The organism is Bosea sp. BIWAKO-01 (genome assembly GCF_001748145.1).
Lineage (GTDB): Bacteria > Pseudomonadota > Alphaproteobacteria > Rhizobiales > Beijerinckiaceae > Allobosea.
This window is the reverse complement of sequence record NZ_BCQA01000001.1, coordinates 5,187,514-5,211,879: the sequence shown is the minus strand read 5'-3', so window position 1 is coordinate 5,211,879 and position 24,366 is coordinate 5,187,514. Positions and strand designations below refer to the sequence as shown.

The 24,366-nt window shown below is 64.6% G+C and carries 26 protein-coding genes and 1 tRNA gene; 10 read left to right on the top strand and 17 right to left on the bottom strand.

From position 1 onward, the window contains the following. Positions 1-83 precede the first annotated feature (83 nt). From ntrC to dusB, 3 genes are all read right to left on the bottom strand, one after another. Positions 84-1,535 carry a nitrogen regulation protein NR(I) gene (ntrC, locus tag BIWAKO_RS24430; RefSeq protein WP_069880865.1) on the bottom strand — a complete coding sequence of 484 codons (1,452 nt, stop codon included), beginning with the start codon at positions 1,533-1,535 and terminating at the stop codon, positions 84-86. Positions 1,536-1,553: 18 nt separating this feature from the next. Further along, entirely contained in the window at positions 1,554-2,639 is a 1,086-nt protein-coding gene (locus BIWAKO_RS24425; RefSeq protein WP_069882745.1) for a two-component system sensor histidine kinase NtrB, read from the bottom strand. 74 nt (positions 2,640-2,713) lie between these two features. After that, positions 2,714-3,736, bottom strand: a complete 1,023-nt coding sequence (gene dusB, locus BIWAKO_RS24420) for a tRNA dihydrouridine synthase DusB (RefSeq protein ID WP_069880864.1) — start codon at positions 3,734-3,736, stop codon at positions 2,714-2,716. A gap of 163 nt (positions 3,737-3,899) precedes the next feature. Between dusB and BIWAKO_RS24415 the strand changes: the two genes are divergently transcribed. Both BIWAKO_RS24415 and BIWAKO_RS24410 read left to right on the top strand, forming a co-directional pair. Then, positions 3,900-5,105: a bifunctional 2-C-methyl-D-erythritol 4-phosphate cytidylyltransferase/2-C-methyl-D-erythritol 2,4-cyclodiphosphate synthase gene (locus tag BIWAKO_RS24415; RefSeq protein ID WP_069882744.1), complete on the top strand. Its 1,206-nt coding sequence runs from the start codon at positions 3,900-3,902 to the stop codon at positions 5,103-5,105. A 10-nt stretch (positions 5,106-5,115) separates the two neighbouring features. Further along, a complete protein-coding gene (locus BIWAKO_RS24410; protein ID WP_069880863.1) occupies positions 5,116-5,613 on the top strand; it encodes a CinA family protein in 498 nt (165 codons plus the stop codon). On the opposite strand, the gene BIWAKO_RS24405 is transcribed toward BIWAKO_RS24410, so the two are convergent. The 14 genes from BIWAKO_RS24405 to BIWAKO_RS24340 all read right to left on the bottom strand — a co-directional run bounded on the left by BIWAKO_RS24405 (position 5,585) and on the right by BIWAKO_RS24340 (position 17,094). Continuing rightward, positions 5,585-6,073: a type II toxin-antitoxin system RatA family toxin gene (locus tag BIWAKO_RS24405; protein WP_069880862.1), complete on the bottom strand. Its 489-nt coding sequence runs from the start codon at positions 6,071-6,073 to the stop codon at positions 5,585-5,587. The two genes, BIWAKO_RS24410 and BIWAKO_RS24405, sit on opposite strands and share 29 nt — an antisense overlap. Positions 6,074-6,087: 14 nt before the next feature. After that, entirely contained in the window at positions 6,088-7,092 is a 1,005-nt protein-coding gene (lipA, locus tag BIWAKO_RS24400; RefSeq protein WP_069880861.1) for a lipoyl synthase, read from the bottom strand. Positions 7,093-7,183: 91 nt separating this feature from the next. Then, entirely contained in the window at positions 7,184-7,468 is a 285-nt protein-coding gene (locus BIWAKO_RS24395; RefSeq protein ID WP_069880860.1) for a GlsB/YeaQ/YmgE family stress response membrane protein, read from the bottom strand. 71 nt (positions 7,469-7,539) lie between these two features. Then, the gene (locus BIWAKO_RS24390; RefSeq protein ID WP_244523534.1) at positions 7,540-7,884 is read right to left on the bottom strand and encodes a GlsB/YeaQ/YmgE family stress response membrane protein; all 345 of its coding nucleotides are present in this window, start codon (positions 7,882-7,884) and stop codon (positions 7,540-7,542) included. A 40-nt stretch (positions 7,885-7,924) separates the two neighbouring features. Further along, a complete protein-coding gene (locus tag BIWAKO_RS24385) occupies positions 7,925-8,173 on the bottom strand; it encodes a GlsB/YeaQ/YmgE family stress response membrane protein (protein ID WP_043242677.1) in 249 nt (82 codons plus the stop codon). A 71-nt stretch (positions 8,174-8,244) separates the two neighbouring features. Beyond that, positions 8,245-9,684 (bottom strand): dihydrolipoyl dehydrogenase, encoded by a 1,440-nt coding sequence (gene lpdA / locus BIWAKO_RS24380; protein ID WP_069880859.1) that lies wholly within the window; start codon positions 9,682-9,684, stop codon positions 8,245-8,247. A 27-nt stretch (positions 9,685-9,711) separates the two neighbouring features. Beyond that, positions 9,712-10,197, bottom strand: coding sequence for a hypothetical protein (locus BIWAKO_RS24375; RefSeq protein WP_069880858.1), 486 nt, complete (start codon positions 10,195-10,197; stop codon positions 9,712-9,714). Positions 10,198-10,207: 10 nt separating this feature from the next. Continuing rightward, positions 10,208-11,539, bottom strand: coding sequence for a pyruvate dehydrogenase complex dihydrolipoamide acetyltransferase (locus BIWAKO_RS24370; RefSeq protein ID WP_069880857.1), 1,332 nt, complete (start codon positions 11,537-11,539; stop codon positions 10,208-10,210). Beyond that, positions 11,530-11,913 (bottom strand): hypothetical protein, encoded by a 384-nt coding sequence (locus tag BIWAKO_RS24365; protein ID WP_141740214.1) that lies wholly within the window; start codon positions 11,911-11,913, stop codon positions 11,530-11,532. Before BIWAKO_RS24365 ends, BIWAKO_RS24370 begins: the two co-directional genes overlap by 10 nt. Positions 11,914-11,917: 4 nt before the next feature. After that, complete coding sequence (locus BIWAKO_RS24360; protein WP_069882742.1) at positions 11,918-13,327, bottom strand: pyruvate dehydrogenase complex E1 component subunit beta; 1,410 nt, start codon at positions 13,325-13,327, stop codon at positions 11,918-11,920. Positions 13,328-13,406: 79 nt separating this feature from the next. Beyond that, entirely contained in the window at positions 13,407-14,387 is a 981-nt protein-coding gene (gene pdhA / locus BIWAKO_RS24355) for a pyruvate dehydrogenase (acetyl-transferring) E1 component subunit alpha (RefSeq protein ID WP_244523678.1), read from the bottom strand. 298 nt (positions 14,388-14,685) lie between these two features. Continuing rightward, positions 14,686-14,997 (bottom strand): FtsB family cell division protein, encoded by a 312-nt coding sequence (locus tag BIWAKO_RS24350; protein WP_069880854.1) that lies wholly within the window; start codon positions 14,995-14,997, stop codon positions 14,686-14,688. Between the two features lie 41 nt (positions 14,998-15,038). Next, on the bottom strand, positions 15,039-16,121 hold the full coding sequence (locus tag BIWAKO_RS24345) for a nickel-dependent hydrogenase large subunit (RefSeq protein WP_244523533.1): 1,083 nt from the start codon (positions 16,119-16,121) through the stop codon (positions 15,039-15,041). Further along, complete coding sequence (locus BIWAKO_RS24340; protein WP_069882741.1) at positions 16,114-17,094, bottom strand: threonine dehydratase; 981 nt, start codon at positions 17,092-17,094, stop codon at positions 16,114-16,116. Before BIWAKO_RS24340 ends, BIWAKO_RS24345 begins: the two co-directional genes overlap by 8 nt. 110 nt (positions 17,095-17,204) lie before the next feature. On the opposite strand from BIWAKO_RS24340, the gene BIWAKO_RS24335 reads away from it, so the two are divergent. The 8 genes from BIWAKO_RS24335 (at position 17,205) to BIWAKO_RS24295 (ending at position 24,320) form a co-directional block, all read left to right on the top strand. After that, positions 17,205-17,279: transfer RNA gene (locus BIWAKO_RS24335), tRNA-Lys, on the top strand. A gap of 515 nt (positions 17,280-17,794) precedes the next feature. Beyond that, complete coding sequence (locus tag BIWAKO_RS24325) at positions 17,795-18,448, top strand: GntR family transcriptional regulator (RefSeq protein WP_069880851.1); 654 nt, start codon at positions 17,795-17,797, stop codon at positions 18,446-18,448. After that, positions 18,445-19,431 carry an alpha/beta hydrolase gene (locus BIWAKO_RS24320; protein ID WP_069880850.1) on the top strand — a complete coding sequence of 329 codons (987 nt, stop codon included), beginning with the start codon at positions 18,445-18,447 and terminating at the stop codon, positions 19,429-19,431. The genes BIWAKO_RS24325 and BIWAKO_RS24320 overlap by 4 nt, the downstream gene beginning before the upstream one ends. Beyond that, positions 19,404-20,624 carry an ABC transporter substrate-binding protein gene (locus tag BIWAKO_RS24315; RefSeq protein ID WP_069880849.1) on the top strand — a complete coding sequence of 407 codons (1,221 nt, stop codon included), beginning with the start codon at positions 19,404-19,406 and terminating at the stop codon, positions 20,622-20,624. The genes BIWAKO_RS24320 and BIWAKO_RS24315 overlap by 28 nt, the downstream gene beginning before the upstream one ends. A gap of 63 nt (positions 20,625-20,687) precedes the next feature. Further along, a complete protein-coding gene (locus tag BIWAKO_RS24310) occupies positions 20,688-21,593 on the top strand; it encodes a carbohydrate ABC transporter permease (RefSeq protein WP_141740213.1) in 906 nt (301 codons plus the stop codon). Then, positions 21,590-22,426, top strand: a complete 837-nt coding sequence (locus BIWAKO_RS24305; protein WP_069880847.1) for a carbohydrate ABC transporter permease — start codon at positions 21,590-21,592, stop codon at positions 22,424-22,426. Before BIWAKO_RS24310 ends, BIWAKO_RS24305 begins: the two co-directional genes overlap by 4 nt. Then, positions 22,423-23,310, top strand: a complete 888-nt coding sequence (locus BIWAKO_RS24300) for a sugar phosphate isomerase/epimerase family protein (protein ID WP_069880846.1) — start codon at positions 22,423-22,425, stop codon at positions 23,308-23,310. The genes BIWAKO_RS24305 and BIWAKO_RS24300 overlap by 4 nt, the downstream gene beginning before the upstream one ends. Beyond that, positions 23,307-24,320 (top strand): Gfo/Idh/MocA family protein, encoded by a 1,014-nt coding sequence (locus BIWAKO_RS24295; protein WP_069880845.1) that lies wholly within the window; start codon positions 23,307-23,309, stop codon positions 24,318-24,320. Before BIWAKO_RS24300 ends, BIWAKO_RS24295 begins: the two co-directional genes overlap by 4 nt. Positions 24,321-24,366: the final 46 nt, after the last annotated feature.

The window sequence follows — 24,366 nt, the reverse complement described above, 5'->3', positions numbered from 1 at the left end:
GGCGCACTGATGCGCCGCCGCAACGGTGTTGTCAAAATATGACATATGAAAGGCAGGAAACCCTTGCCCCGCCTTACAAAGGCTCAGCGTGGCGAGCGGACCACCTGCATGTCGAGTTCCCGAATCTTCTTGCGCAAGGTGTTGCGATTGAGCCCGAGCAGCTCGGCCGCGCGGATCTGATTGCCGCGAGTTGCGGCAAGCGCAGCGGCGATCAATGGCGGTTCGACCTCGCGCAAAATGCGGTGATAGAGTCCAGGTGGCGGGATATTGTCGCCGAAACCGCCGAAATATTGACCGAGATGGCGCTCGACCGAACCCGACAAGGTCTCCGCCCGCTCCGGCCCCGAGCTATGGGCGAAGCTCGAGTTTGCGGAGGCCGGCTGCAGTTCGGCCTCGACGATCGGTGCGGTGATCGTCTCCTGTGGATAGAGCGCAGCGAGGCGCCGGACGAGATTCTCCAGTTCCCGGACATTGCCCGGCCAGCGATAACGCCGCATCACGTCCATCGCTTCCGAATCGATCTGCTTGCGCGGCAGCCCTTCCTTCTCAACCAGCGAGAAGAAGTGCCGGGCGAGATCCGGAATGTCTTCGACCCGCTCGCGCAGCGGCGGCAGCCTGATCGGCACGACGTTGAGGCGGAAGAACAGATCCTCGCGGAATAGTCCCTGCGCGATCGAGATACGCAGATCCTTGTTGGTCGCCGCCACGATGCGGACATTCGTCCTGATCGGCGTACGCCCTCCGACCGTCGTGTATTCGCCCTGCTGCAGCACGCGCAGGAGCCGCGTCTGGGCCTCCATCGGCATGTCGCCGATTTCGTCGAGGAAGAGCGTGCCGCCCTCGGCTTGCTCGAAGCGACCGGAGGAGCGGGTGAGTGCGCCGGTGAAGGCGCCCTTCTCATGGCCGAACAGTTCGGATTCGATCAGGTCCTTCGGAATGGCGGCCATGTTGATGGCGACGAAGGGACCGTTGCGGCGCTTGCCGTAATCGTGGAGCGCGCGGGCAACCAACTCCTTGCCTGTGCCGGACTCACCGTTGATCATCACGGTGAGATCGATCGGCATCAGCCTCGCAAGCGCCCGGTAGACGTCCTGCATGGCCGGCGAGCGGCCGATCAGCGGAATGTCATCGGGCTCGGCCACGGCATTGGCACGCCCGCCATCGCCGCGCGGCCGGGAAAGGGCTCTCCCGACGATCGCGACGAGTTCCTTCAGATCGAAGGGCTTCGGCAGATATTCATATGCGCCGCGCTCGGACGCCTTGATCGCGGTCATGAAGGTGTTCTGCGCGCTCATCACGATGATCGGCAGGTCAGGCCTTACCCGCTTGATGCGCGGCAGCAGATCGAAGGCGTTCCCGTCGGGCATCACCACATCGGTGATGATGAGATCGCCCAGCCCTTGCGCTGCCCAGGTCCAGAGTGTCGCCGCCTGTCCTGTCGTCCGGACCTCGTACCCGGCCCGCGCGAGGGCCTGGTTGAGCACCGTGCGGATCGCGGCGTCGTCGTCGGCGATGAGAATGTTACCCGTGGGCATTCAATTATCCTGTGAACCTCAAGCGCTCCGTGTGGGACGCGCTTCATGCAGGGGCAGAAGAATCCGGAATGTCGTGCGCCGCGGCACAGACTCGCATTCGACGATTCCGCCGTGGTCGCCGATCACCTTCGCTACGAGTGCAAGTCCAAGGCCACTGCCCTGCGCCTTGGTGGTGACGAAGGGATCGAACAGATGCGGCAGCAGGTCGTGAGGCACGCCGGGGCCATTGTCGCGGATGCCGATCTCCAGCGGCAGCGCAATCCGACTTGCTGAGCCGGCATGCTGCATGCGGATCCCGGGGCGATAGGCCGTGGTCAGTGTGATCTCACCATCAATCGCATGTTCGCCAATGGCTTCCGCCGCATTCTTCATCAGGTTCAGAAGAACCTGGACCAACTGATCGCGGTTGCCGGCGACCGGCGGCAATGAAGGATCGTAAACCTCGTTGAAGCGGATGTGCCGGGCGAAGCCCGATTGGGCCAGCCGTTTCACATGATCCAGCACGTCATGGACATTGACTGGACCGCGCTCGCTCGGACGTTCATCGCCAAACAGCTCGACACGCTCGACCAGCTTCACGATCCGATCGGCCTCGTCGCAGATCAGCTGGGTCAACATCCGATCGCTGTCGGGCACCGAGGCTTCAAGAAGCTGCGCCGCACCGCGAATGCCGGAGAGCGGGTTCTTGATCTCGTGTGCGAGCATCGCGCCGAGCGCAGTGATGGAGCGGGCTGCTCCTCGATGCGTCAGCTGTCTGTCCATTTTTTCGGCAATTGTTCGTTCTTGCAGCATCAGGACGACGGCTTCGCTCTGATTGGGCAAGGGTGAGGCAAAAACATCGACGATGCGTTCGATGCCGATCCGGGGCGAGCCCAGATCCAGTCGGTACTCGGTCACGCTGGCGCCGCGCCGCTGCACATCCTCCACCAGGGACAGTACGGGGGAGCCAAAGGCGATCACATCATCCAGGCGCTGGCGCTTGAGCACGACCACGCTCGACTGGAAGAAGTCCTCCGCTGCCGTGTTGGCGTAAAGAATGCCGTGCCCTTCGCCGATGACGAGCACCGGCATGGGCAGGACATTCAGCGCCTGCATTTCCACCATATCGAGCAAGGTCAAATCCCGCTCATCGCCAACCTCGTCGGCAAATGCCATCGCCATACGCAATCGTTCCTCGCTCAGGCTGCCTCGCGGCTGCATTCAGTGGAAAACAGGGCAGCCAGCGCGCGCAGGGCCTGATGAGGATCATCCGTGGTCAGAAGCGCGCGACGTTGTTCGGGGTCAGGGGCACAGCCGGTCGCGACCGCCTCATCGGCATAGGCGGCCAGATGCTTCCGGGCATGACGCACGCCCTGCTCGCGGCCGAGCAGGGACAGCAGGCCCTCGTAATGCTCCTGCGCAACCGCATGCTTCTGTGCTGGGCTCAACTCCGTCACCGGGCGTCCGGCGAGTGCGTCACCCACCGCGCCGACAAGCCAGGGCCGCCCCAGAGCCGCGCGTCCAACCATGACGAAATTCGCGCCCGAGCGCTCAAGGCATGCCTCGGCATCCGCGACGCTGTGAATGTCGCCATTGGCAACGAGCGGGAAATCACCGGTTTCGCGCACGGCCTGAATCGCGGCCCAGTCGGCGACGCCCTTGTAGAACTGCTGCCGGGTGCGGCCATGGACCGTGATCATCGCTGCGCCGGCGGATACGGCGCGGTGCGCCAGTTCGGGCGCGTTGCGGGATGCGTCATCCCAGCCGAGCCGCATCTTCACCGTCACCGGAATGGTCACGGAACTGACCGCCGCCTCGACAAGCGAAAGCGCATGGTCGAGATCGCGCATCAGTGCCGAGCCAGCCCAGCCGCCCGTCACGCGCTTGGCGGGGCAGCCCATATTGATATCGACGATCTGCGCCCCGGTGGCTTCGGCCAGCCGGGCAGCCTCTCCTAGCCAGTGCGGATCGCAGCCGGCAAGCTGGACGACATGCGGGAAGACCCCTGCCCCCTCGGCGCGCAAGCGGGCCTCTTCGCTGCCGCGCACGAATTCGTCGGATGCGACCATTTCGGAGACGACGAGCCCCGCACCGAATCGTGCAGCGATGCGACGCATCACGACGTCGGTGACGCCCGACATCGGCGCAAGAAAGGCTCGGGAGGCGATCGCAACCCCGGCAATGCCGGAGAGTTCGTCGCCCGATTTTGAGGCAATATCCATTATGGCTATTTATTGGACATTGCTGCATCAGCGCAAGGGATTTCGAACCAATGCTGCAATGCAATATCGCCGCAGCCCGGAGCGGATGGTCGCAGCGCCTCGCGCCGCACTTGGCGATTGCATGACCGGCGACTATCAACCGGGCTCTAGCTGGAGCCTCGCCGTGTCGTCCGAAACAGTGACATGTCTTCCGTCGGTGGCGGCCCTCGTCGTTGCGGCGGGGCGCGGCCTGCGTGCCGGCGGAGACTTGCCAAAGCAATATCGCCTTCTCGCCGGCCTGCCAGTCCTGCGGCGAACCCTGCTTCCATTGCTGGCAGAGCGGGCAATATGCCATGTCGTGGTCGTCATCGGGGCAGGTGATGAGGCCTGCTATGCCGACGCTGTCGCGGGCTTCTCGTCCGGGAAGCTGCTCGGCCCCGTCACGGGGGGCGCGACCAGGCAGGACTCAGTGCGACTTGGCCTGCAGGCATTGGCAGCATCGGGATTCGAGGGAACCGTGCTGGTCCATGATGCGGCCAGACCGTTCGCGTCCCGAACCTTGATCGAGCGCGCAATCGAAGCCGCGCAGGACGGTTCGGCCTCTATCCCTGCCCTGCCGGTCACCGACACGATCAAGCGTGTGGACGGCAAGGGACATATCATCGAGACGCCGCCGCGCGACCAGCTCGTCAGCGTACAGACGCCCCAGGCCTTTGCCTTCCGCTCGCTGCTGGCAGCCCATGAGGCGGCAGCCGCCGCGGCTGTCACCGGTCTCACCGACGATGCCGCCCTGATCGAATGGGCGGGCCATGCGGTCACGACCTTCCCTGGAGAGGCCATGAACGTGAAGCTGACGCATCCCGAGGATTTTGTCCTGGCGGAGGAGAAGCTACGCAGGCAGCTGACCACCCGGGTCGGCACCGGCTATGATGTCCACGCCTTCACCGAAGGCGATCATGTCTGGCTCGGCGGTGTCCGCATTCCGCACGCGCGCGGTGTACGAGCCCATTCCGACGGTGACGTCGCGCTGCACGCCTTGACCGATGCCATTCTCGGGGCGCTGGCGGATGGCGATATCGGCACGCATTTTCCGCCGAGTGATCCGCAATGGCGCGGGGCCTCATCCGACCGCTTTCTCGCATTTGCCGCCGAGCGCGTCAGCGGGCGCGGCGGCGTGATCGACCATCTCGATCTCAGCATCGTTTGCGAGGCACCGAAGGTCGGCCCGTATCGCGAGCAGATCCGGGCGCGGATCGCCGAGGTCACAGGGGTGCGGCTCGACCAGGTCGGACTCAAGGCGACGACATCGGAGCGCATGGGCTTTACAGGTCGCGGCGAAGGGCTGGCGGCCTTGGCAACGGCCACGCTGCGCCTGCCGAACGAGGAGTAGGGCAACGACCATGTTCGATTCCGAGATCACCACCCTCGCCATCGAAGTTCTGACGATCTGCCGCGATCGTGGCCTGAGCGTCGCGACGGTCGAGTCCTGCACCGGCGGGCTCGTCTCGGGCGCGCTTACCGCAATCCCGGGCTCGTCCGACGTCGTCAATGGTGGGTTGGTGACCTATTCGAACGCCGCCAAGACTGCGCTGGCAGGCGTGCAAGCGACGCTGATCGACAGCTACGGCGCGGTCAGCGAGCCGGTTGCCCGCGCCATGGCGGAGGGCGGCCGCGCGATGCTCAAGGCCGATCTTTCCGTCGCGATCACCGGCGTTGCCGGGCCAGGCGGGGGCAGTGCCGCCAAGCCCGTCGGGCTCGTCCATTTCGGCTGCGCATCAACTGCCATGACCACGCACCGGGAAAGGCGCTTCGGCGATCAGGGGAGAGACGAAATCCGCCGCCTCTCCGTCATCGAGGCGCTCGAGATGCTCAAGCAGGCGGCGCTGAGCCATCGGTGACCGCGGTCCGGGCACGGCCATAGACAAGGTCGGCCCGCCTCTCGAAAGCCTCGGCGAACTTGCGAAAGGCCTTGTCGAACATCGTCCCCATCAGCAGGCCAAGCATGCGGCTGGCGAACTCGTAGGAAATGAAGAAGGCGATCTCGCAGCCTCCTTCCATCGCCTTGAAGCTCCAGCGGTTCTCGAGATGCCGGAACGGGCCGTCGACATACTCGACAAGAATCTTCAGGTTGGCAGGATCAAGCGTGACGCGACTGGTGAAGGTCTCGCGGATCGCCTTGTAGCCGACCGTCATGTCGGCCATCAGCACCTCGCCGCCACCTTCGCGCGGCGTCCGGCGTCGCACCACCAAGCCTTCGCAGAGCGGCAGGAACTCGGGGTATTTCTCGACATCCGCCACGAGCGCGAACATGCGCTCCGGCGAGTGCTTCACCCGGCGGGTGCTGTTGAACATCGGCATGAGACGCTACGCGCTCAACCGCCGAACTTGGCTGCGCGGGCGTCCCTCAACCGCGCGAAATCCTCACCCGCATGATGCGAGGACCGCGTCAGCGGCGTCGAGGACACCATCAGGAAGCCCTTCACATAGGCGATCGCCTCGAATCCCTTGAACTCGTCGGGCGTGACGAAGCGGATCACCGCATGATGTTTGCGGGAGGGCGCGAGGTACTGGCCGATGGTCATGAAATCGACGTCGGCCGAGCGCAGGTCGTCCATCAGCTGCAGGATCTCGTTCCGCTCCTCGCCGAGGCCGACCATGATGCCTGACTTGGTGAAGATGGTGGGGTCGAGCTCCTTCACACGCTGTAGCAGGCGCAGCGAATGGAAGTAGCGCGCACCGGGGCGCACCTTCAGATACTTGCCGGGCACCGTTTCGAGATTGTGGTTGAACACGTCCGGCTTGGCCGCCACGACCACTTCGAGCGCGCCGGGCTTGCGCAGGAAATCCGGCGTCAGGATTTCGATCGTCGTGCCAGGCGAAGCCTCGCGGATCGCGCGGATCACGCGGGCGAAATGCTCCGCACCGCCGTCATCGAGATCATCGCGGTCGACCGAGGTGATGACGACATGCTCGAGGCCGAGCTTGGCGACGGCTTCGGCGACCTTGCGTGGCTCCTCGAGGTCAAGCGGCTGGGGCACGCCCGTCTTGACGTTGCAGAAGGCGCAGGCCCGCGTGCAGGTGTCGCCCATGATCATGAAGGTGGCGTGCTTCTTCTCCCAGCACTCGCCGATATTCGGGCAACCCGCTTCCTCGCAGACCGTGACGAGCTTGTTCTCCTTCACGATCTTCTGCGTTTCGGCCCATTTCGGTGAGCCGGGAGCTTTCACCCTGATCCAGTCCGGCTTGCGAAGGACGGGGTTCTCCGGGCGCTTCTGTTTCTCGGGATGGCGCAACTCGGCCGCAGGTTTGGCATCCGCCTTGGGATTGCCGACATTGGGCCGCGGGTCGCGGTTCAGAAGATCGAGAACGAGAGCCATGTCGTTTCCAGTCACCCGGCGCCTGCAAGAGGCGCCAATTTGCTCTAGCTAATCTGCATCAGGCCCGGCGGCAACCTGACCGGAGGTCGCGTCAGGCTGCAGGTTTCCGCAAGGCGTTCCAGATCACGATCACCACGCAGGCGCCTGCGATAGCCGCGACCAGGGTGCGAGGGAAGCCGTGGATCGGGATGTCGAGCAGCTCGGCCAGGCGGCTGCCGACGAAGGAGCCTGCCACTCCCACCAGCATGTTGGTGAAGAGGCCGTGATCGGACGACGTGATGCGCTCCGCGATCCAGCCGGCGAGCAGGCCGATCAGCAGTGTCGCGAAGAAGCCGTAACCGGGCGTGCCGAGTGCGGCGTAGATGGGGCTATCCATGATCTGTCGTCCCTTTCGTCAGCCTGCAGCATGAAACTGCCGGACAGGCCGGGAACGGCCTGCACCGGTCGTCATGCGATGAACCTGGCCAGCAGCACCACGAGGATCGCGCCGAGCACCGCCATTGCCGCCTCGTCGAGAAAGGCGTGTCCGGTCCGCACCCGCCAACCGGTGATCCGCACCAGCCCCTGCCCGACCAGCATGCCGAGCACACCGACAACGGCGTGACGGACCAGCCCGCCACCGCCCACCACGAGGCTGGCGACGAAGCCTGTTACGGTCCCGAGCAGGATCGTCGGCGCGAGCGCCCGCCAATCCAGTGGCAAGCCGCGACCAGGAGGCAGGATCTCGACCTTGTCATCTGGGATGACGCGGTCGGGACCACGGGATTTGCGCGTGCGCGGGCGTGTCGTCATCGCCGGGATATGCCCTCGCGCGGTGCGAGTTTCCAGACCGTCAGGCGATCACCCGCGCCAACAGCACCACGACGATGGCGCCGATCGTCGCTGTGATGATCTGCGAGACCAGCGGGTTGCCGATTCCGAGATTCACGCCGAGCGCCGAGAGCAGAAAGCTGCCGACGAAAGCGCCGATCAGGCCGGTGATGATGTAGCGGACAAGCCCACCACCACCGACGACGATACTGGCGAGCCAGCCGGCGACGAGACCGATGATGATGGCGACGATAATCGAACGCAGATCCATGTTGGTCTCCAGCTCTCGTGTGTCAGGCTGCCATCACCGAACCCGGCGCCGAGAGCGCCGGCTCAGCATCTCTAAGCGTTCAGCACCTTCCCATAGGCGTCGAGCACGCTTTCCTTCATCGTCTCCGACAGCGTCGGATGCGGGAAGATGGTGTGCATCAGCTCCTCCTCGGTCGTCTCGAGGTTCATGGCGACGACGAAGCCCTGGATCAACTCCGTCACTTCCGCCCCGACCATATGCGCGCCCAGCAGCTTGCCGGTCTTGGCATCGAAGATCGTCTTGACCAGGCCGCTGTCTTCGCCGAGCGCGACCGCCTTGCCGTTGGCAACGAAGTTGAACCGGCCAACCTTGAGCTCGTGCCCTGCCGCCTTGGCCTTGGCCTCGGTCAGGCCGACGCTAGCGATCTGCGGGTGACAATAGGTGCAGCCCGGGATCATGTTCTTGTCCATCGGGTGCGGATGCAGGCCCTTGATCGCCTCGACGCAGATCACTGCCTCGTGCTCGGCCTTGTGCGCCAGCATCGGCGGCCCCGCGACGTCGCCGATCGCGTAGACGCCCTTCACATTGGTCCTGCAGAATTCGTCGATGGCGATGAAGCCGCGATCGGTCTTCACGCCGAGCGTCTCCAGGCCAAGATTCTCGACATTGGCCACGACGCCGACGGCGGAGATCATGCGGTCGGCTTGAATCGTCTGCTTGCCGCCCTTCTCGTCCTCGATATGGGCGGTGATCGAATCCGCCGATTTCTCGACCTTGGTCACCTTGGCGCTGGTGATGATCTTCATGCCCTGCTTCTCGAAGGCCTTGCGGGCGAAGGCGCCAATCTCGGCATCCTCGACCGGCACGACCTGCGGCAGGACCTCGACCACCGTCACCTCGACGCCCATGGTGCGGTAGAATGAAGCGAACTCGATGCCGATCGCGCCCGAGCCCATCACCAGCAGCGATTTCGGCATCTTCTGCGGGACCATGGCCTCGAAATAGGTCCAGATCAGCTTGCCATCCGGCTCGAGGCCGGGAAGGGCACGCGGGCGAGCGCCCGTCGCGACAATGATGTGGTCGGCGGTGTAGCTGCCCTCGCCCTTGGCATTCTTCGGCGGTGGAACCTGCGGCTGCATGGCAGGCTTTGCCGTCTTGCCGACCACGATCGTGCCGGGCTTGGTCAGTTTGGCCTCGCCCCAAATCACGTCGACCTTGTTCTTCTTCATCAGGAATTGGACGCCATTGTTCATGCGGGCGGCGATGCCACGCGAGCGTTGAACGATGGCGGCAAGATCGGCCTTGAAGGAGCCCTCGAGCGTCAGCCCATAGTCCTTGGCGTGCTGGCCGTAATGCAGGATCTCGGCCGAGCGGAGCAGCGCCTTGGTCGGGATGCAGCCCCAGTTCGAGCAGATGCCGGCAAGATGCTCACGCTCGACGATCGCCGTCTTGAAGCCGAGCTGCGCCGAGCGGATCGCTGCGATGTAACCGCCGGGGCCGGAGCCGATGATGATGACGTCGTAATCGGACATGGGGTGACGCTCCCGGTCTGCGTGAAGTCAGAGAAGATGGCCCGTTGCAGCCTTGACGCAATCGTCGTTGATTGCGCCGAACTGCTTGTCGGCCTCGTTGAAAAGCGCATCGAACTCGGCTTTGGGCAGCTTGGCGCCCTCGCCTGCGATCCGGTTGAGATGCCAGGCCAGTGCGGAGTACCTGTCTCGCGACGGCTGCTCCTGGAAATTGGCGAGGAAGGTACCCAGCGCGCCGAACCTGTAGGCGAGGCCCTTGAGTTCGATGCTGGTCATGCCGCCCTCTCCGCTCATATTTGCCGCTTCGGCTTTCAGACGGAACTCGAAGAAGACGGCGATGATATCCTTGCAACTGCGCAGGCTTTCGGCGCGCAAGACATTCCGCTGAACGCTGTCGATGCTGCGGGCATAATTCACGTTCTGCAGAATCGAAGCCCCTAGCGACATCAGCGCGACGACGACCGAAACCATGGCGAGGCGATTGCTTCCAGAGGAACCGCTGTCTCCGCCCGCCATGGCATGGGTCTCACACCAGCATCGCCATCGGCTTCTCCACATAGCCCTTGAAGGCCTGCAGGAGTTCCGCACCGAGTGCGCCATCGACCGCGCGGTGGTCGGTCGAGAGCGTCACCGACATGATGGTCGCAATCGCCAGCGCACCGTTCTTGACCACGGCGCGCTGCTCGCCGGCGCCGACCGCCAGGATCGTCGCATGCGGCGGATTGATCACCGCGGCGAAATCCTTGACCCCGAACATGCCGAGATTGGAGACCGCCGACGTGCCGCCCTGGTATTCCTCGGGCTTGAGCTTGCGGGTCTTGGCACGCGCCGCCATGTCCTTCATCTCGTTCGAGATCTGGCTCAGCGGCTTGTGGCAGGCGTCGCGGATGATCGGCGTGATCAGGCCGCCCGGGATCGAGACCGCGACGCCCACATCGGCATGCTTGTGCTTGAGCATGGCGCCGTCGGTCCAGCTGACATTGGCATCCGGCACGGCGCGCAGCGCCAGAGCGAGAGCCTTGATCACCATGTCGTTGACCGAAAGCTTGTAAGCCGGCTTGCCGTCCTTCTCGGGTGCCGCAGCGTTGAGTTCTGCGCGCAGCTTCAGCAGCGCGTCGAGTTCGCAATCGACGGTGACGTAGAAATGCGGGATCGTCTGCTTCGCTTCGGTCAGACGGCGCGCGATAGTCTTGCGCATGCCGTCATGCGGAATCTCCTCGTAGGAGCCCGGCTCGAACAGCTTCTTGACCGCTTCGTCGGAGGGGCCGGTCGCGAGCGGCGCGGCCACCGTCTTGGGCGCTGCTGCCGCAGGAGCGGCTGCCGGCGCGGCCTTGGCGGTGCCGCCGGCCTTCGCCGTCTCGATATCGCGCTCGACGATCCGTCCGTGCGGGCCCGAGCCCTGGACCTTTGCAAGATCAAGCCCGGCATCCCTGGCGAGGCGGCGCGCCAGCGGCGAGGCGAAGGGGCGGCTGCCGTCGGCAGCATGCGCAGCGGGCTGCCCAGCCACGACCGGGGCAGCAGCGGGAGCTGCCGCGGCTGCCTTGGCCTCGACCTTTGGCGCAGCCTCGCTCTTGGCGGGCGCGGCGCTGGGGGCCGCTACGCTCTTGGCGTCCTCGCCCTCGCCGGCGATCACGCCGATGATCTCGTTGACCGCGACATCGGCCGTGCCTTCCGGCACCACGATCTTGGCCAGGATGCCCTCATCGACGGCCTCGACCTCCATCGTCGCCTTGTCGGTCTCGATCTCGGCAAGGATGTCGCCGGACTTGATGGCGTCCCCTTCCTTCTTGAGCCACTTGGCGAGATTGCCCTTCTCCATGGTCGGCGAGAGCGCGGGCATCAGGATGTTTACGGGCATGGCTGGAGGCTCGCTTTTTCCAATTGGATGAGCAGCAGGCGGCGTGTCAGGCCCATGCCGAAGCTGAGGGACACGAAAACGAAGGCGATATAGTCGAGATGTTCCAGGGCGGTGCCGGCCAGCGTCCTCCCGAACATCAGCTCGGGAGCGAAGGTCTGGACTGCCTCCGGGATCAGCATCAGCACACCGCCCGCCGCCAGCAGGTAGGCGCAGAGATCGAGGCGGTGCAGGCGCAGCCGGGCGCCAGCCAGATGCGGCGGAGCCAGCGGGCGCAGCCGAAGCCGCTCCCGAGGTTTGAAATACGCGACCGCTCCAGAGGCCCCGGCAGCTGCGAGGCCGACCGCTGCGATCATGGCAGGGACGGTCAGCGCCACGGCATCAGGCCCTGTAGCAGACGGCCTTCGCCGCCGCGATGACCTCGCCGACATTCGGCAGGGCGAGCTTCTCGAGATTATGCGCATACGGCATCGGCACATCCTTGCCGGTGACGCGGGCGACCGGCGCGTCGAGATAGTCGAAGGCCGCTTCCATGATGCGCATGCCGATTTCGGCGGTGACGCCGGACTGCGGGAAGCCTTCCTCGACCGCGACGCAGCGGTTGGTCTTCTGCACGGAGGCAATGACCGTCTCGATATCCATCGGCCGGATGGTGCGCAGGTCGATGACTTCGGCCTCGATGCCTTCCTTGGCCAGGGCTTCGGCGGCGCCGAGTGCATAGGTCATGCCGATGCCGAAGGAGACGATGGTGACATCCGTGCCCGGACGCACGACCTTGGCCTTGCCGATCGGGATCAGGAAATCGTCGCCCTTCGGAACCTCGAAGGTGCGCCCGTAGAGAATTTCGTTCTCGAGGAAGATGATCGGGTTCGGATCGCGGATCGCGCTCTTCAGGAGGCCCTTCGCGTCCGAGGCGCTGTAGGGCATCACCACCTTGAGGCCGGGCACATTCGAGTACCAGGCGGCGTAGTCATGGCTGTGCTGGGCGGCGACGCGGGCGGCAGCACCGTTGGGTCCGCGGAACACGATCGGGCAGCCCATCTGGCCGCCGGACATGTAGAGCGTCTTGGCCGCCGAGTTGATGATCTGGTCGATCGCCTGCATGGCGAAATTGAAGGTCATGAACTCGACGATCGGCCTCAGGCCGGTCAGCGCTGCACCGACGCCGATACCGGCGAAGCCGTGCTCGGTGATCGGTGTGTCAATGACGCGCTTGGGGCCGAATTCCTGGAGCAGGCCCTGCGTGACCTTGTAGGCGCCCTGATACTCGGCGACCTCTTCGCCCATGACGAAGACATCGCCATCCCGGCGCATCTCCTCCGCCATGGCATCGCGCAGCGCCTCGCGGACCGTCATGGTGACGACCTCCGCACCCGCGGGGAACTCGCTCGACGCGTCATAGGACTTCGCCTGAGCAGGTACGCTCGGTGCGGTGGTGGCCGCAGGAGCTTCGGCCGAGGCCTTCTCCGCCTTGGCCTCGGGCTCGGCCGGCTTCTCGGCAACCGCCGCCGGCTTGGCGCCGCCTGAGGCAGCCGCCTTCACATCCTCACCATCGGCCGCGATCACGCCGATCGGCGTATTGACCGCGACGTTCTCGGTGCCGTCGGCAACCAGGATCTTGGCAAGGATGCCTTCGTCGACCGCTTCGACTTCCATGGTCGCCTTGTCGGTCTCGATCTCGGCCAGGATGTCGCCTGCCTTGATGGCATCCCCCTCGGCCTTGAGCCATTTGGCGAGCTTGCCCTCCTCCATGGTGGGCGAAAGCGCGGGCATAAGGATATCAATCGGCATGAACACACCCGGAATTTGAAAGGACGCGGGATCAGGAGATGCCGGCAAGGCCGGCAGAGACTTAGGCGCGGTCCGGGCCTCAGGCCCGGGCGTGCTCCAGCGTAATATCGGTGAAGAGCTCCGAGACATCGGGCTCCGGATCATGCGTTGCGAATTCGGCCGCGTCGTTGACGATCTCGCGGATCTTGGCGTCGATCGCCTTGAGCTCGTCCTCGGCAATCTTGAAATCGCGGGTGAGGCGCCCCCTCACCTGCTCGATCGGATCATGCTCTTCGCGCATCCGCTGGACTTCGTCCTTGGAGCGGTACTTTGCCGGATCAGACATCGAGTGACCGCGATAGCGATAGGTCTGCATCTCGAGAATGTAGGGACCCTTGCCCGAGCGGGCATGCGCGATCGCGCGCTCGCCGGCAGCGCGCACGGCGCGGACATCCATGCCGTCGACCTGCTCGCCGGGGATGGAGAAGGACAGGCCGCGCTTGGAGAAATCGGTCTGCGCCGAAGCGCGGTTGACCGAGGTGCCCATGGCGTAGCGGTTGTTCTCGATCACGAACACGACCGGCAGCTTCCAGAGCTGGGCCATGTTGAAGCTCTCATAGACCTGGCCCTGATTGGCCGCGCCGTCGCCGAAATAGGTCATCGAGACCCGGCCGTCCTCCCGGTACCAGTTGGCGAAACCGAGGCCCGCACCGAGCGATACCTGCGCGCCGACGATGCCGTGCCCGCCGTAGAAGTTCTTCTCGCGGGAGAACATGTGCATCGAGCCGCCCTTGCCCTTGGAGTAGCCTCCGCGGCGCCCGGTCAGCTCGGCCATCACGCCGCGTGATTCCATTCCGGTCGCAAGCATGTGACCGTGATCGCGATAGCCGGTGATGACCTGATCGCCATCCTTCGAGGCCATCTGCATGCCGATGACGACGGCTTCCTGGCCGATATAGAGGTGGCAGAAGCCACCGATCAGGCCCATGCCGTACATCTGCCCCGCCTTCTCCTCGAAGCGGCGGATCAGCAGCATCTCGTAATAGGCGTGAAGGTCTTCTTCCCTTGTGAAGGCGGGCATGTTGCTCAGCGCCTTGGCCGCCCCCTTCTCCGCGGTTGTCTTGGCTGAACTGGCCTTTGCCGCGCCCTTGGCCGCGGTTTTGGCTTGAGCGGGAGCTTTCGTCTTGCGCGCGGCAACGGCCATCGGCGATCCTCCAAGATCATTCGACCTTGGTTGTAGAGGATCACATACCCCTTGGCGAGGGAGGTATCTCGCAATGCAACATGAGTTACATCGCTGATATTTCTACGCTTTCGTGTATTAACTTGAATCCAGTTAATCGATGTAACCGGAACTATTCTGCGGCTTTTCCCGCTGCTCAGCGCCCCATGATGATGACATCGTTCCGATGGATCCGGCCGAGCGACGCGCGCGCGCGCTCTTCCAGCAGATCGCGATCGACAGCTTCGTCACGCATCAGGGCAAGGCGCTGCTCCCAGCTCTTGCGCTCCGTGGTGAGCTCCTTGAGCTCATCCTCCATGACCCGCAGCGATTCCTGCAGGCCGCCGCGGGCCTCGAGCCCACGCGAGCCATGCTGGGCATGGAACATGAAGTAGCCGATCGCTCCACTCGATACGAGATAGAGCGCGAGCGTGATGAAAAAGGATCTGAGACCACGGCGAACGACCATGCCGGCAGGCTATCCTTGCGTGGTTTATGCCGCGTTAACGATCAGGGGCGAGAAACCTGAACGAACCCATCCGAACTCACCGGAGCGCCGCGCGCGATCGCGATGAGGTCAGCCTCGACACGCTGCGCGATCGGCAGTCGGAAATGCAGCGGATCCCAGTAATTCGCATCCTGTTGCGTGACGGCCGAGCGATGGGCGAAATCGGCGATGACGGCACCGCGCCGCGCCGCCAGGGATCGGAGCGCTTCCTTGCAGGCTGCATAGTGCTGCCAGCCTGCCGAGCCCTCGCGCGGCAGCGCCGTGAGATGGGCGGGCGGAAGGACGATCAGCTTGCTCGTCTCCCGCGGCAAGGCCGCCAGGGCGGTGTCGAGCCAATCCAGCGCTGGAAAGCGCCAGCCATCCCGTTCCTTCGCAGCCACCTCCGTCGCGGGTGCGATCGGTGTCAGGTCTGGAGCAGTGCCGCCATAGTTCTGGAACAAATGAAAGCGAGCCCGCGCGAGATCGTATGTCTCTTCGGGGGGCGTGAACACTTCGTAGCCGTCGCGGCGGATCCGCTCGGGCAGATAACCGAGCTTGTAAGCCAGGAGGCGGCCCGCGATTTCCAGCGTCGTCAGGTTGATCAGCTTCGGCCAATCGTTCCAGCGCGCCTCGTCATAGAGCCAGGGCGGGAACGGGCGTGGAGTCAGGCGTTTGGCCGGTTCGGTCGCGTCGGGCTCGCACCAGGTCGTGTCGATGCCCCAGATCACCGCCTTGGGTGTTGCCGACTTGCGCGCGAACAGCTCCGCTATCTGGACCTGCTCCCACGGCGTGGCAGCGTTCATGGCAAGATTGGCCATGCGGACATCGAGGCCCTTCGACAGGACCGCGGGGTCGAGCAGCCGCATCGTCGATGTCCCGAAGATGGCAGCATCGAAAGCGCCCGAGCGTACGAGCTGCGGGTACATGTAGCGTTGGTTGATATCCATCAGCGGGCGCGCCGCCTGCCCGGCGGCAAGGCGTGAACCGAACGGATCCATCACCGCGATGAAGCCGAAGATAAGCAGGACCAGCGCGAGCGCCGTGCCGAGAAACGCCAACGACCAACGCTTCCAGCCCGCTGCGCCAGCGTCCTTCAAACTAGCCAATGCGAGGGGTTTCCCCGGCAAGAACCTTGCGGAAGACCGGCATGTCGATATTGCCGCCCCCAAGGACGACGCCAACCGAGGCGCCCTGGTTGAGTTCGGATTCGGCTGCTGCTGCCGCCAGCGGCGCAGCCCCCGCGCCTTCCGCGAGATTATGGGTGTCGAGATAATAGTTCCGGATCGCCTCGGCGATCGCATCCTCGCTGACGCGCACGATCCGCGCCGCACCCTTGAGGATGATCGCGAGAGCTCCGGCATCGGGCATCCGAACAGCAATCCCGTCGGCAAAGCTCGGCGCATCCTCGACCGGGACGACCTGTTTCGCCTCGACCGAGCGGGCGTAGGAATCGGCGATGTCCGAGACGACGCCGATGATCTCGGTCTTGATGCCGAGCGCATCACGGGCCGCGATCAACCCGCAGATTCCCGAGCCAAGTCCGATCCCGACATAGACGCGCGCCAGATTCGGCCGCGCCGTGAAGAGCTCGAGCGCATAGGTTGCGACACCGCAGACGAGATCGCGATGGAAGGATGGCACCATCTCATAGCTGCGCTCGCGGGCGATTTGCTGAGCTGCAGCCCTAGCCTCGTCGAAATCCCGGCCGGTTTCGATCAGTTCGGCTCCGAGCGCCCTCATCGCAGCGTTCTTTTCCACAGCATTGCCGAGCGGCACGACAATGACCGAAGGCAGCCCGACTCCGCTTGCAGCCATCGCGATGCTCTGGCCGTGATTGCCACGTGTCGCCGAGACGACGCCCTTCACATGCGGGCGCTCGCGCTTCAGCCGGTCGAGATAGACGATGCCGCCGCGCAGCTTGAAAGCCCCGATCGGCGTGTGATTTTCGTGCTTCACCACGATTTCGAAGCCATGGCGCTGCTTCAGCAGCGGCCAGGCATATTGCGGCGTTCCCGGGAAGACAGTGTCCACAAGAGCCTTGGCGGCCTTGATCTCGGACAGGGTGGGCAAATCGGTCATGCGGATCCTCCGGAGCGCTTCTGCCATATCTCAAAGCCATCGAACAATGACCGGAGTGTGCGAACGATGTTGACCGGCGCGCGGGGCGTCCGTATGTCAGCGGCCTGTGAGGGCGGGTAGCTCAGTGGTAGAGCACGTGACTTTTAATCATGTGGTCGAGGGTTCGATCCCCTCCCCGCTCACCAGCAAGATCAGTGGTTTGCGCTGAACTTCAGAGGCTTGACGCTTCCCCGCGGCAAAATTGGGAAGCCAGTTGATCCGCTGGGAAAGGATTGCTCTTCCAGACGCGATCCGACTCGGATGGACATTTTTCGCCACCTGAGCCTGCAGGAATGCGCTGCAACCGCCCGGTCCGCGGCCCTTCAGGCGCTTCTATCAATCATGAATTTCAAGAATGAGCGCTTGGGTGCGCTCCGGCCGAAGATGCGCGCGCTCATTGTTTGGCTCCCTCCGGCGAACACTTCAGACACGGAGGCCGCCGCTTCATCGCTGCCTCATGGCTGCAGGCAGCGATGAAGCGAATCCTTCCTCGTCGGTGACGATTGCGTCGCCTCCCGACGATAACGCCCTGACCTGCAAAGACTTCTTCGAGACGCCTCCCCGGTGGTCGCAGCTGCCTCACCTCACATGGTCAAGGGCTCGGACGCATTCCATGAAAGCTCACTTGACACCGTCTGTATCAATATCATTATCGATATTGATGAACGCGCTCATTCCAAACCAGATTCGAAGGCCCCGTGACGTCGTCTACGAGTCACTGAAGCGCCAGATCATGCTGAACGAGCTGCGCCCCGAGAGCGCGCTCACCGAGCTCGGCATGGCGCGCGAGCATGGTTGCAGCCAGGGCACGATCCGCGAGGCGCTCCTGCGCTTGCAGGAGGACGGGCTCGTCACCCGCTCCGGCCATCGCGGCACGATGGTCACCAGGCTTGATCCGGAGGAGGCGGAGGAAATTCTGGCCCTGCGCCGCCGTATCGAGATTCGCGGCGCCTTGCGGGCGGTGCAGCATGTCGAGCGGGACAGCCTGGAGCGGCTATACGCGATACAGGCCGACATGGATGCCGTCGCCGCAGCCGGCGACGAATATGCCCTGATCATCCTCGATATGGCTTTCCACCTGACGATCTTCCGCCTGTCGGGACTGGATGCGCTCGAACAGATCCTGACCCGCTGCACCCTGCACTCGCACCGTTCGAAGCTCTGGGCACCCGGTCATCGCCGCCCGCTCGCAGAAACCGCTGCGCGCCATGGGATACTGCTCGCATTGCTCGAGGCCCGCGATGGCGAAGGCCTGTCGCAGGCGATGGCGGAGCATATCGACACGATCGTCCTGCGTGACGGAGCCGCCGAATGACGACCTGGATCGATCCGCAGATGCAGGTGCTTCTGGAGCGGCTGCGCGCCGGTCCGGCTTTCGATTTCCGCTCCGCTCCGATAGGCGAGGCGCGCGCAACCGTCGATGCCGCAACCTTGCCGTGGAGCGAGGGCGCTCCGGCGATCCCGGCAAGCGATATGGTCATTCCCACGGATGCCGGCGCGATGCGTGCGCGGCTTTACCGGCCTGAAGGCGCGCAGGCAGCGTCCGTCATCGTCTATGCGCATGGCGGCGGCTGGACCTTCGGCTCAATCGAGACCCATGACGGCACGATGCGCAATCTCGCGGTGGCAGCGGGCTGCGCCGTGCTGGGCGTCGATTACAGGCTTGCTCCCGAACACCCGTTCCCGGCCCCGCTCGACGATGTTCTGGCCGCCATCGCCTTAGTCGAACGTGGTGGGCTGGGCACGCCCGTTCCGGCGGAACGGATCGCGATCGCTGGCGATTCCGCAGGCGCCAATCTAGCGCTGGCAGCGCTGCTGCGCCGGCGCGATGAGGGCTTGCCGCCGTTATCCGCCGCCGCGCTGTTCTACGGCTGCTACGAGCCCGACTTCTCGACGGCGAGCCATGCGGCCTTCGGTGGCGGCGACTACCTGCTCACCAGCGCGAATATGCGCTGGTACTGGAACAATTTCCTCGGCGACGAGCCGGACGAGACGCTGAGTCTGGCCGCGCCTGGCCGGGCTGCCCTCGCCGGCTTGCCGCCGCTCTATCTCTCCGCCGCAGGGCTCGATCCGCTACGCGACGACACCATCCGGCTGGCCCAGCGCTTGGGCGAAGCCGGCGTGCCCTACCGTTTCGATCATGTTCCCGGCGTCGTGCATGGCTGCCTGCGCATGAGCAGGGAACTCACTGCCGCGGCCGACATGATCACCGCTGGTGGCCGCCACATTGCCAACCACCTCAACGATAAAAAAACCGGAGGAAACCAACCATGGAACGCAGGACTTTCATCAAGTTAGCGGGCGCCAGCGCTCTCGCCAGCCCTCTAGCCCGCCCCGCCATCGCCCAAGGCACCACGACGGTGCGCTGGTGGTATCACTTCGACAATCCGCAGCATTCGCCGGCCGAACTCGTCGCCAAGTTCGAGGCAGCGAACCCCGGCATCAAGGTCCAGGCCGAGAGCATCCCCTGGGGCGGAGGTAACGACTACCAGACCCGGCTCTTCGCCGCCCTCGTCGCCGGCAACGGACCCGACTGCGCGATGGTGCGGTTGTCCTGGGCTGCCCGCTTCCAGCAGATGAAGGCGCTTTCCCCGATCGATGACCTGATCGCCGGCTGGGCCGGGCGCAGCGACATTGCGGACAACATCTGGAAGATCAACAGGGGCGCCGACGGCAAGCAATATTACCTGCCTCTGCAATATGTCGTGCTCTATCTCTATTATCGGCAGGACCTGTTCGAGCAGGCGGGGCTGAAACCGCCGGCAACCTTCGATGAATTCCGTGCGGCGGCCAAAGCGCTCACGAAGGGCGATGTCTCGGGCTTCGGCCTGCGTGGCGGCGCAGGCGGCTTCGACCACTGGGGCCCGTTCGTTCTCGGCGGCGGCGCCAATTTCGAGAAGGGCGGAATGGTCAGCGACAAGGCGCTCGCAGCCAACCGCTGGTTCGTGGATCTCAGCGTCAAGGACAAGGTGGTGCCGGCCTCGGCTCCGACCGACAGCTTCCGGCAGATCGTCGATACCTTCAAGGCCGGCCGGACTGCCATGACCATCCACCATGTCGGCTCGGCCAACGAGATCGTCGGTGTGCTCGGCGACAAGGTTTCGGCCGTGCCGGTCCCGCGAGGCCCGGATGGCAAGGGCTGGACCTATTTCGGCGACGAGTCCAACGCCGTCTTCGCCGCCAGCAAGGCCAGGGAGGCCGCCTTCAAATGGTGCGCCTTCCTCTCCACGGCGGAGAACAACGTGGTTCTGAACAAGTTCACCGGGCAGTTGCCGATCGCGACCTCGGCGGCGAAGGACTGGACGCTGCACCCCAAGCGCTTCGTCGATGCGAGCGCGGCCTCGCTGCCATTCGCGGCCTCGCTGCCGGATTCGCCCAAGACGCCGGATTTCATCGCCCGGGTCTGGCCGGCCAACATGCAAAGGGCGCTGCTCGGGCAGATCCAGCCTGACGAGATGATGCGTGCCATCGAGCAGCATTTTCACGGCTGACGAGATTGGCGGCAGCCGGGCTCCGTCTGCCGCCTCCAGCCCTCGTTTCGACAGGTTTGAATCGTGGCTTCGCTCCCCCTCGCGCACAGGCAGCCCCTCGGCCGCAGCCTGACGCCCTTCTGGTTCCTGCTGCCAGCGATCCTGGTCACGGCGGGCGTCGTCCTGATTCCCGTAGCGCAGACCGCCTGGCTCAGTCTGCAGGACTACCTGCTCTACGATCCCGACAACGCCCGCTTCGTCGGACTGGGCAATTTCGCCAGGATCGCGCGAGACGAGGTTTTCTGGATCTCGCTGGGCCAATCCTTCATCTGGATCATTGGAGTTGTCGGCCTGCAGTTCCTGCTTGGGCTCGCCGCAGCCCTGCTGCTCAACCAGAGCTTCTGGTGGCGTGGACTGGCGCGCTCGCTCGTCATCATTCCCTGGGCGCTGCCGAGCGTCATCATCGGGTTGATGTGGACCTGGATGTACGACTTCAATCTCGGCGTCATCAACGACATCGCGATGCGCCTGGGCCTGATCGCCGCACCTATCGCCTGGCTGGCGCGGCCCGATACCGCACTCTACGCCATCATGCTGGCGCTGATCTGGCAGGGTTTCCCCTTCTTCGCCGTCACCATTCTGGCCGGCCTGCAGACGGTTCCCGCCGAGCTCTATGAGGCAGCCGAGATCGACGGCGCCACCGCCCGACAGCAGCTCTTCTACGTCACCCTGCCCTCGATCGCCGATGTCATCGCAACCGCGCTGTTGCTGCGCACGATCTGGGTTGCGAACTCGCTCGACGTCATCCTGGTCATGACCGGCGGCGGACCGGGCTACGCCACCCATACCCTGCCGCTCTACGCCTTCCTGCGCGCATCGAGCAGCATGGAGTTCGGCTATGGCGCCGCGCTGGCGCTGATCCTCACGGCTATGCTGTTGGGTGTCGTCTATCTCTATGTCAGGCGGGCGGCCCGGGGCATCGAGACATGATCGAACGACGCACCCGAAGCCGGCGGATTCTGGAGGTGGAGCTTCCCGTCCTCCTCATCGTTCTCTTCGCGCTCGGCCCCTATGCCTGGATGATCCTGACCTCGTTGAAGCCGCAGGCGGAGCTTTCCGCCTGGCCGCTCCACTATTGGCCACGCGAGGCGACACTCGAGCATTACCGCGATCTGATTGCCCGCACGAGCTTCGCCGGCAGCCTGGGCAACAGCCTGATCATTGCGGTCGGCGCCAGCGTGCTCGGCCTCGGGGTCAGCATCCCCGCGGCCTATGCCTTCTCGCGCTTCCGCTTCTCCGGACGCAGGGGCCTCCTGACCGGCTTCCTCGTCATCAACATGTTCCCTGTCGTGCTGCTCATCATCCCGCTCTTCCTGATGATGCGCCGGCTCGGGCTGATCGACACCTATCTCGGCGTCATTCTCGGTCATTCGACCTTCTCGATCCCCTTCGCGATCTGGATGCTGACCAGCTATTTCAATGCGATCCCCAAGGATCTCGACGAAGCGGCGATGATCGACGGCGCCAGCCGCCTGCAGACCATCCGCCTCATCATCCTGCCCTTGCTGATGCCCGGCGTCGTCACGGCCGGCATCTACATATTCATCACCTCCTGGAACGAATACCTCTTCGCGATGATGCTCTCGGGCCAGGCGGTGCGCACCGTCACGGTCGCGCTCCAGCTCTTCATCGGCGAGTTCACCATCCAGTGGGGCCTTCTCACGGCCGGCGGCACGCTGATCGCGCTACCGGTCACCTTCCTCTTCCTTCTGGTGCAAAGGCGGCTCGTGGGCGGGCTCACAGCCGGTGCGGTGAAATCATGACGACAAATCCGATCGGGGTCATCTCGATGTTCTACGCGCGGCCGTTCACGCGCGAGCATTTCGGCTGCTTCCAGCGGATGAAACGGGCCGGAGCCGATGTCGTCGAGCTGCTGGTACCGGAGCCGGGTGAACTCGATCTGGGCGAGACCCGCGCGGCCATCGCCGATGCCGGGCTCTCCTGCGTGCTCGCAGCCCGGGTCAACCTCAACCGCGACCTCGCCAGCGCCGATGCCGGCGCCCACCACGCGGGCGTCACCTATCTCGAAACATGCGTCGATGTGGCCGCAGCCCTCGGCGCAGCCATTGTCGGGGGGCCGCTCTATGGCGCCCCTCTCGTCTTCGCAGGCCGAGCTCCCGCCCCCGTCGACGACGATGAGCGCAAGCGCCGCATCGATGCGATCGTCGCCGGCCTCTCGCAGGCCGGGAAGCGCGCGGCCGAGTCCGGCGTCCAGTTCGGCGTCGAGCCGCTCAACCGCTTCGAGACCGATATCTGCAACACGACCCGTCACGCGCTCGAAATCGTCGAGCGCGTGAGCAATCCCGCCGTCGGCGTGATGCTCGATACCTTCCACATGAACATGGAGGAGTTCGATCTCACCGATGCCATCCGGCAAGCAGGATCGAAACTCCTGCATTTCCAGGCCAATGAGAACAATCGCGGCTTCGTCGGCTCCGGCCATATCGACTGGCCGACGATCGCCCGTGCATTGCGCGACGTCGCCTATCGCGGGCCGATCGTGCTCGAGCCGTTCCGACGCCGCGATGAGCGAGCGGGCACCCCCCTGGCCCAGTGGCGTGCGCCCACCGAGAACGAAGACGAACCGCTGGCGGCCAGCATCGCCTTCCTGAAGGCTGCACTCGCATTCGCCGGGAGGACGGCATGACCGGTTCAAGGACAGGCGCGCTTCGGGTCGGCTGGATCGGCTGCGGCCTCCATGCCAACGAGATGCTGCTGCCGCAGCTGACGCGGCATGATGTCGAGATCACCGCGCTCTGCGACACGGATGAGGCGCGGTTGAATACGACCGGCCGGCGCTACGGCGTTCCCGAGGCCGCTCGCCTGCGCGATTGGCGCAGCCTGCTGTCCCGTGGCGATCTCGACGCGGTCGGCCTCGCGGTCGGTCCTGCCCTGCATCACGAGATCGGATTGGCAGCGATCGCACGCGGCTTGCCGCTCTTCATCGAGAAGCCGCCGGCGCCGACGGCGCGACAAGCGGCCGAACTCGCGGAAGCGGCTGCGAGCCGCAAGGTGCCGGTCGTGCTCGGCTTCATGAAGCGCTATTCGACGGCCAACCGCATTGCCGCCAACGTCATTGGCACGAAGGAATTCGGCGCAACCGCGAGCTTCCTCGGCGAGTACATGACGGCGCCGACCTATTTCGCGGGAGATCCCGATTATTCCGGCTTCTACCTGCATCATTGCGTGCACTATTTCGATCTCGTGCCGCACCTTATGGGCGAGGTCACGAGCGTGAGCGCGAGGCGGCACGAGTTGGCACCCGGCAAGCTGCTGCTCCATGTCGATTTCCGCTTTGCCAATGGCGGCATCGGCACCCTGGTCATGGGTACGCATCAGTCGCGCGGCACGCCGATGGAATGGTGGCAAGTGATGGGCGACCACGCCCGCGTCGAGGTCCGCAATGTTCATGAGGTTCGCTATTTCAGGGCGCCCCCCTTCAAGGTCTCACGGGCCGAGGCCAGCCTGATCGACGGCGAAGACACCCTGGTCTGGGAGCCAAATCTGACAGCTGCGGCAAACGAGGACCACAAGGGCTATCACGCGCTTCTCGGCGACTTCGTCCGTGCTGCGCGCGGCGAGCCGACCATGGCACCGAACGCGGCCGATGGAGCTGCCGCCATGGCGCTGCTCGAACAGGTCGTCGTCGAGCGCTGAGTCTGCTTGCGCGCCCCTTCGGGACGCTGCGCGTCTGCGCCTGCGG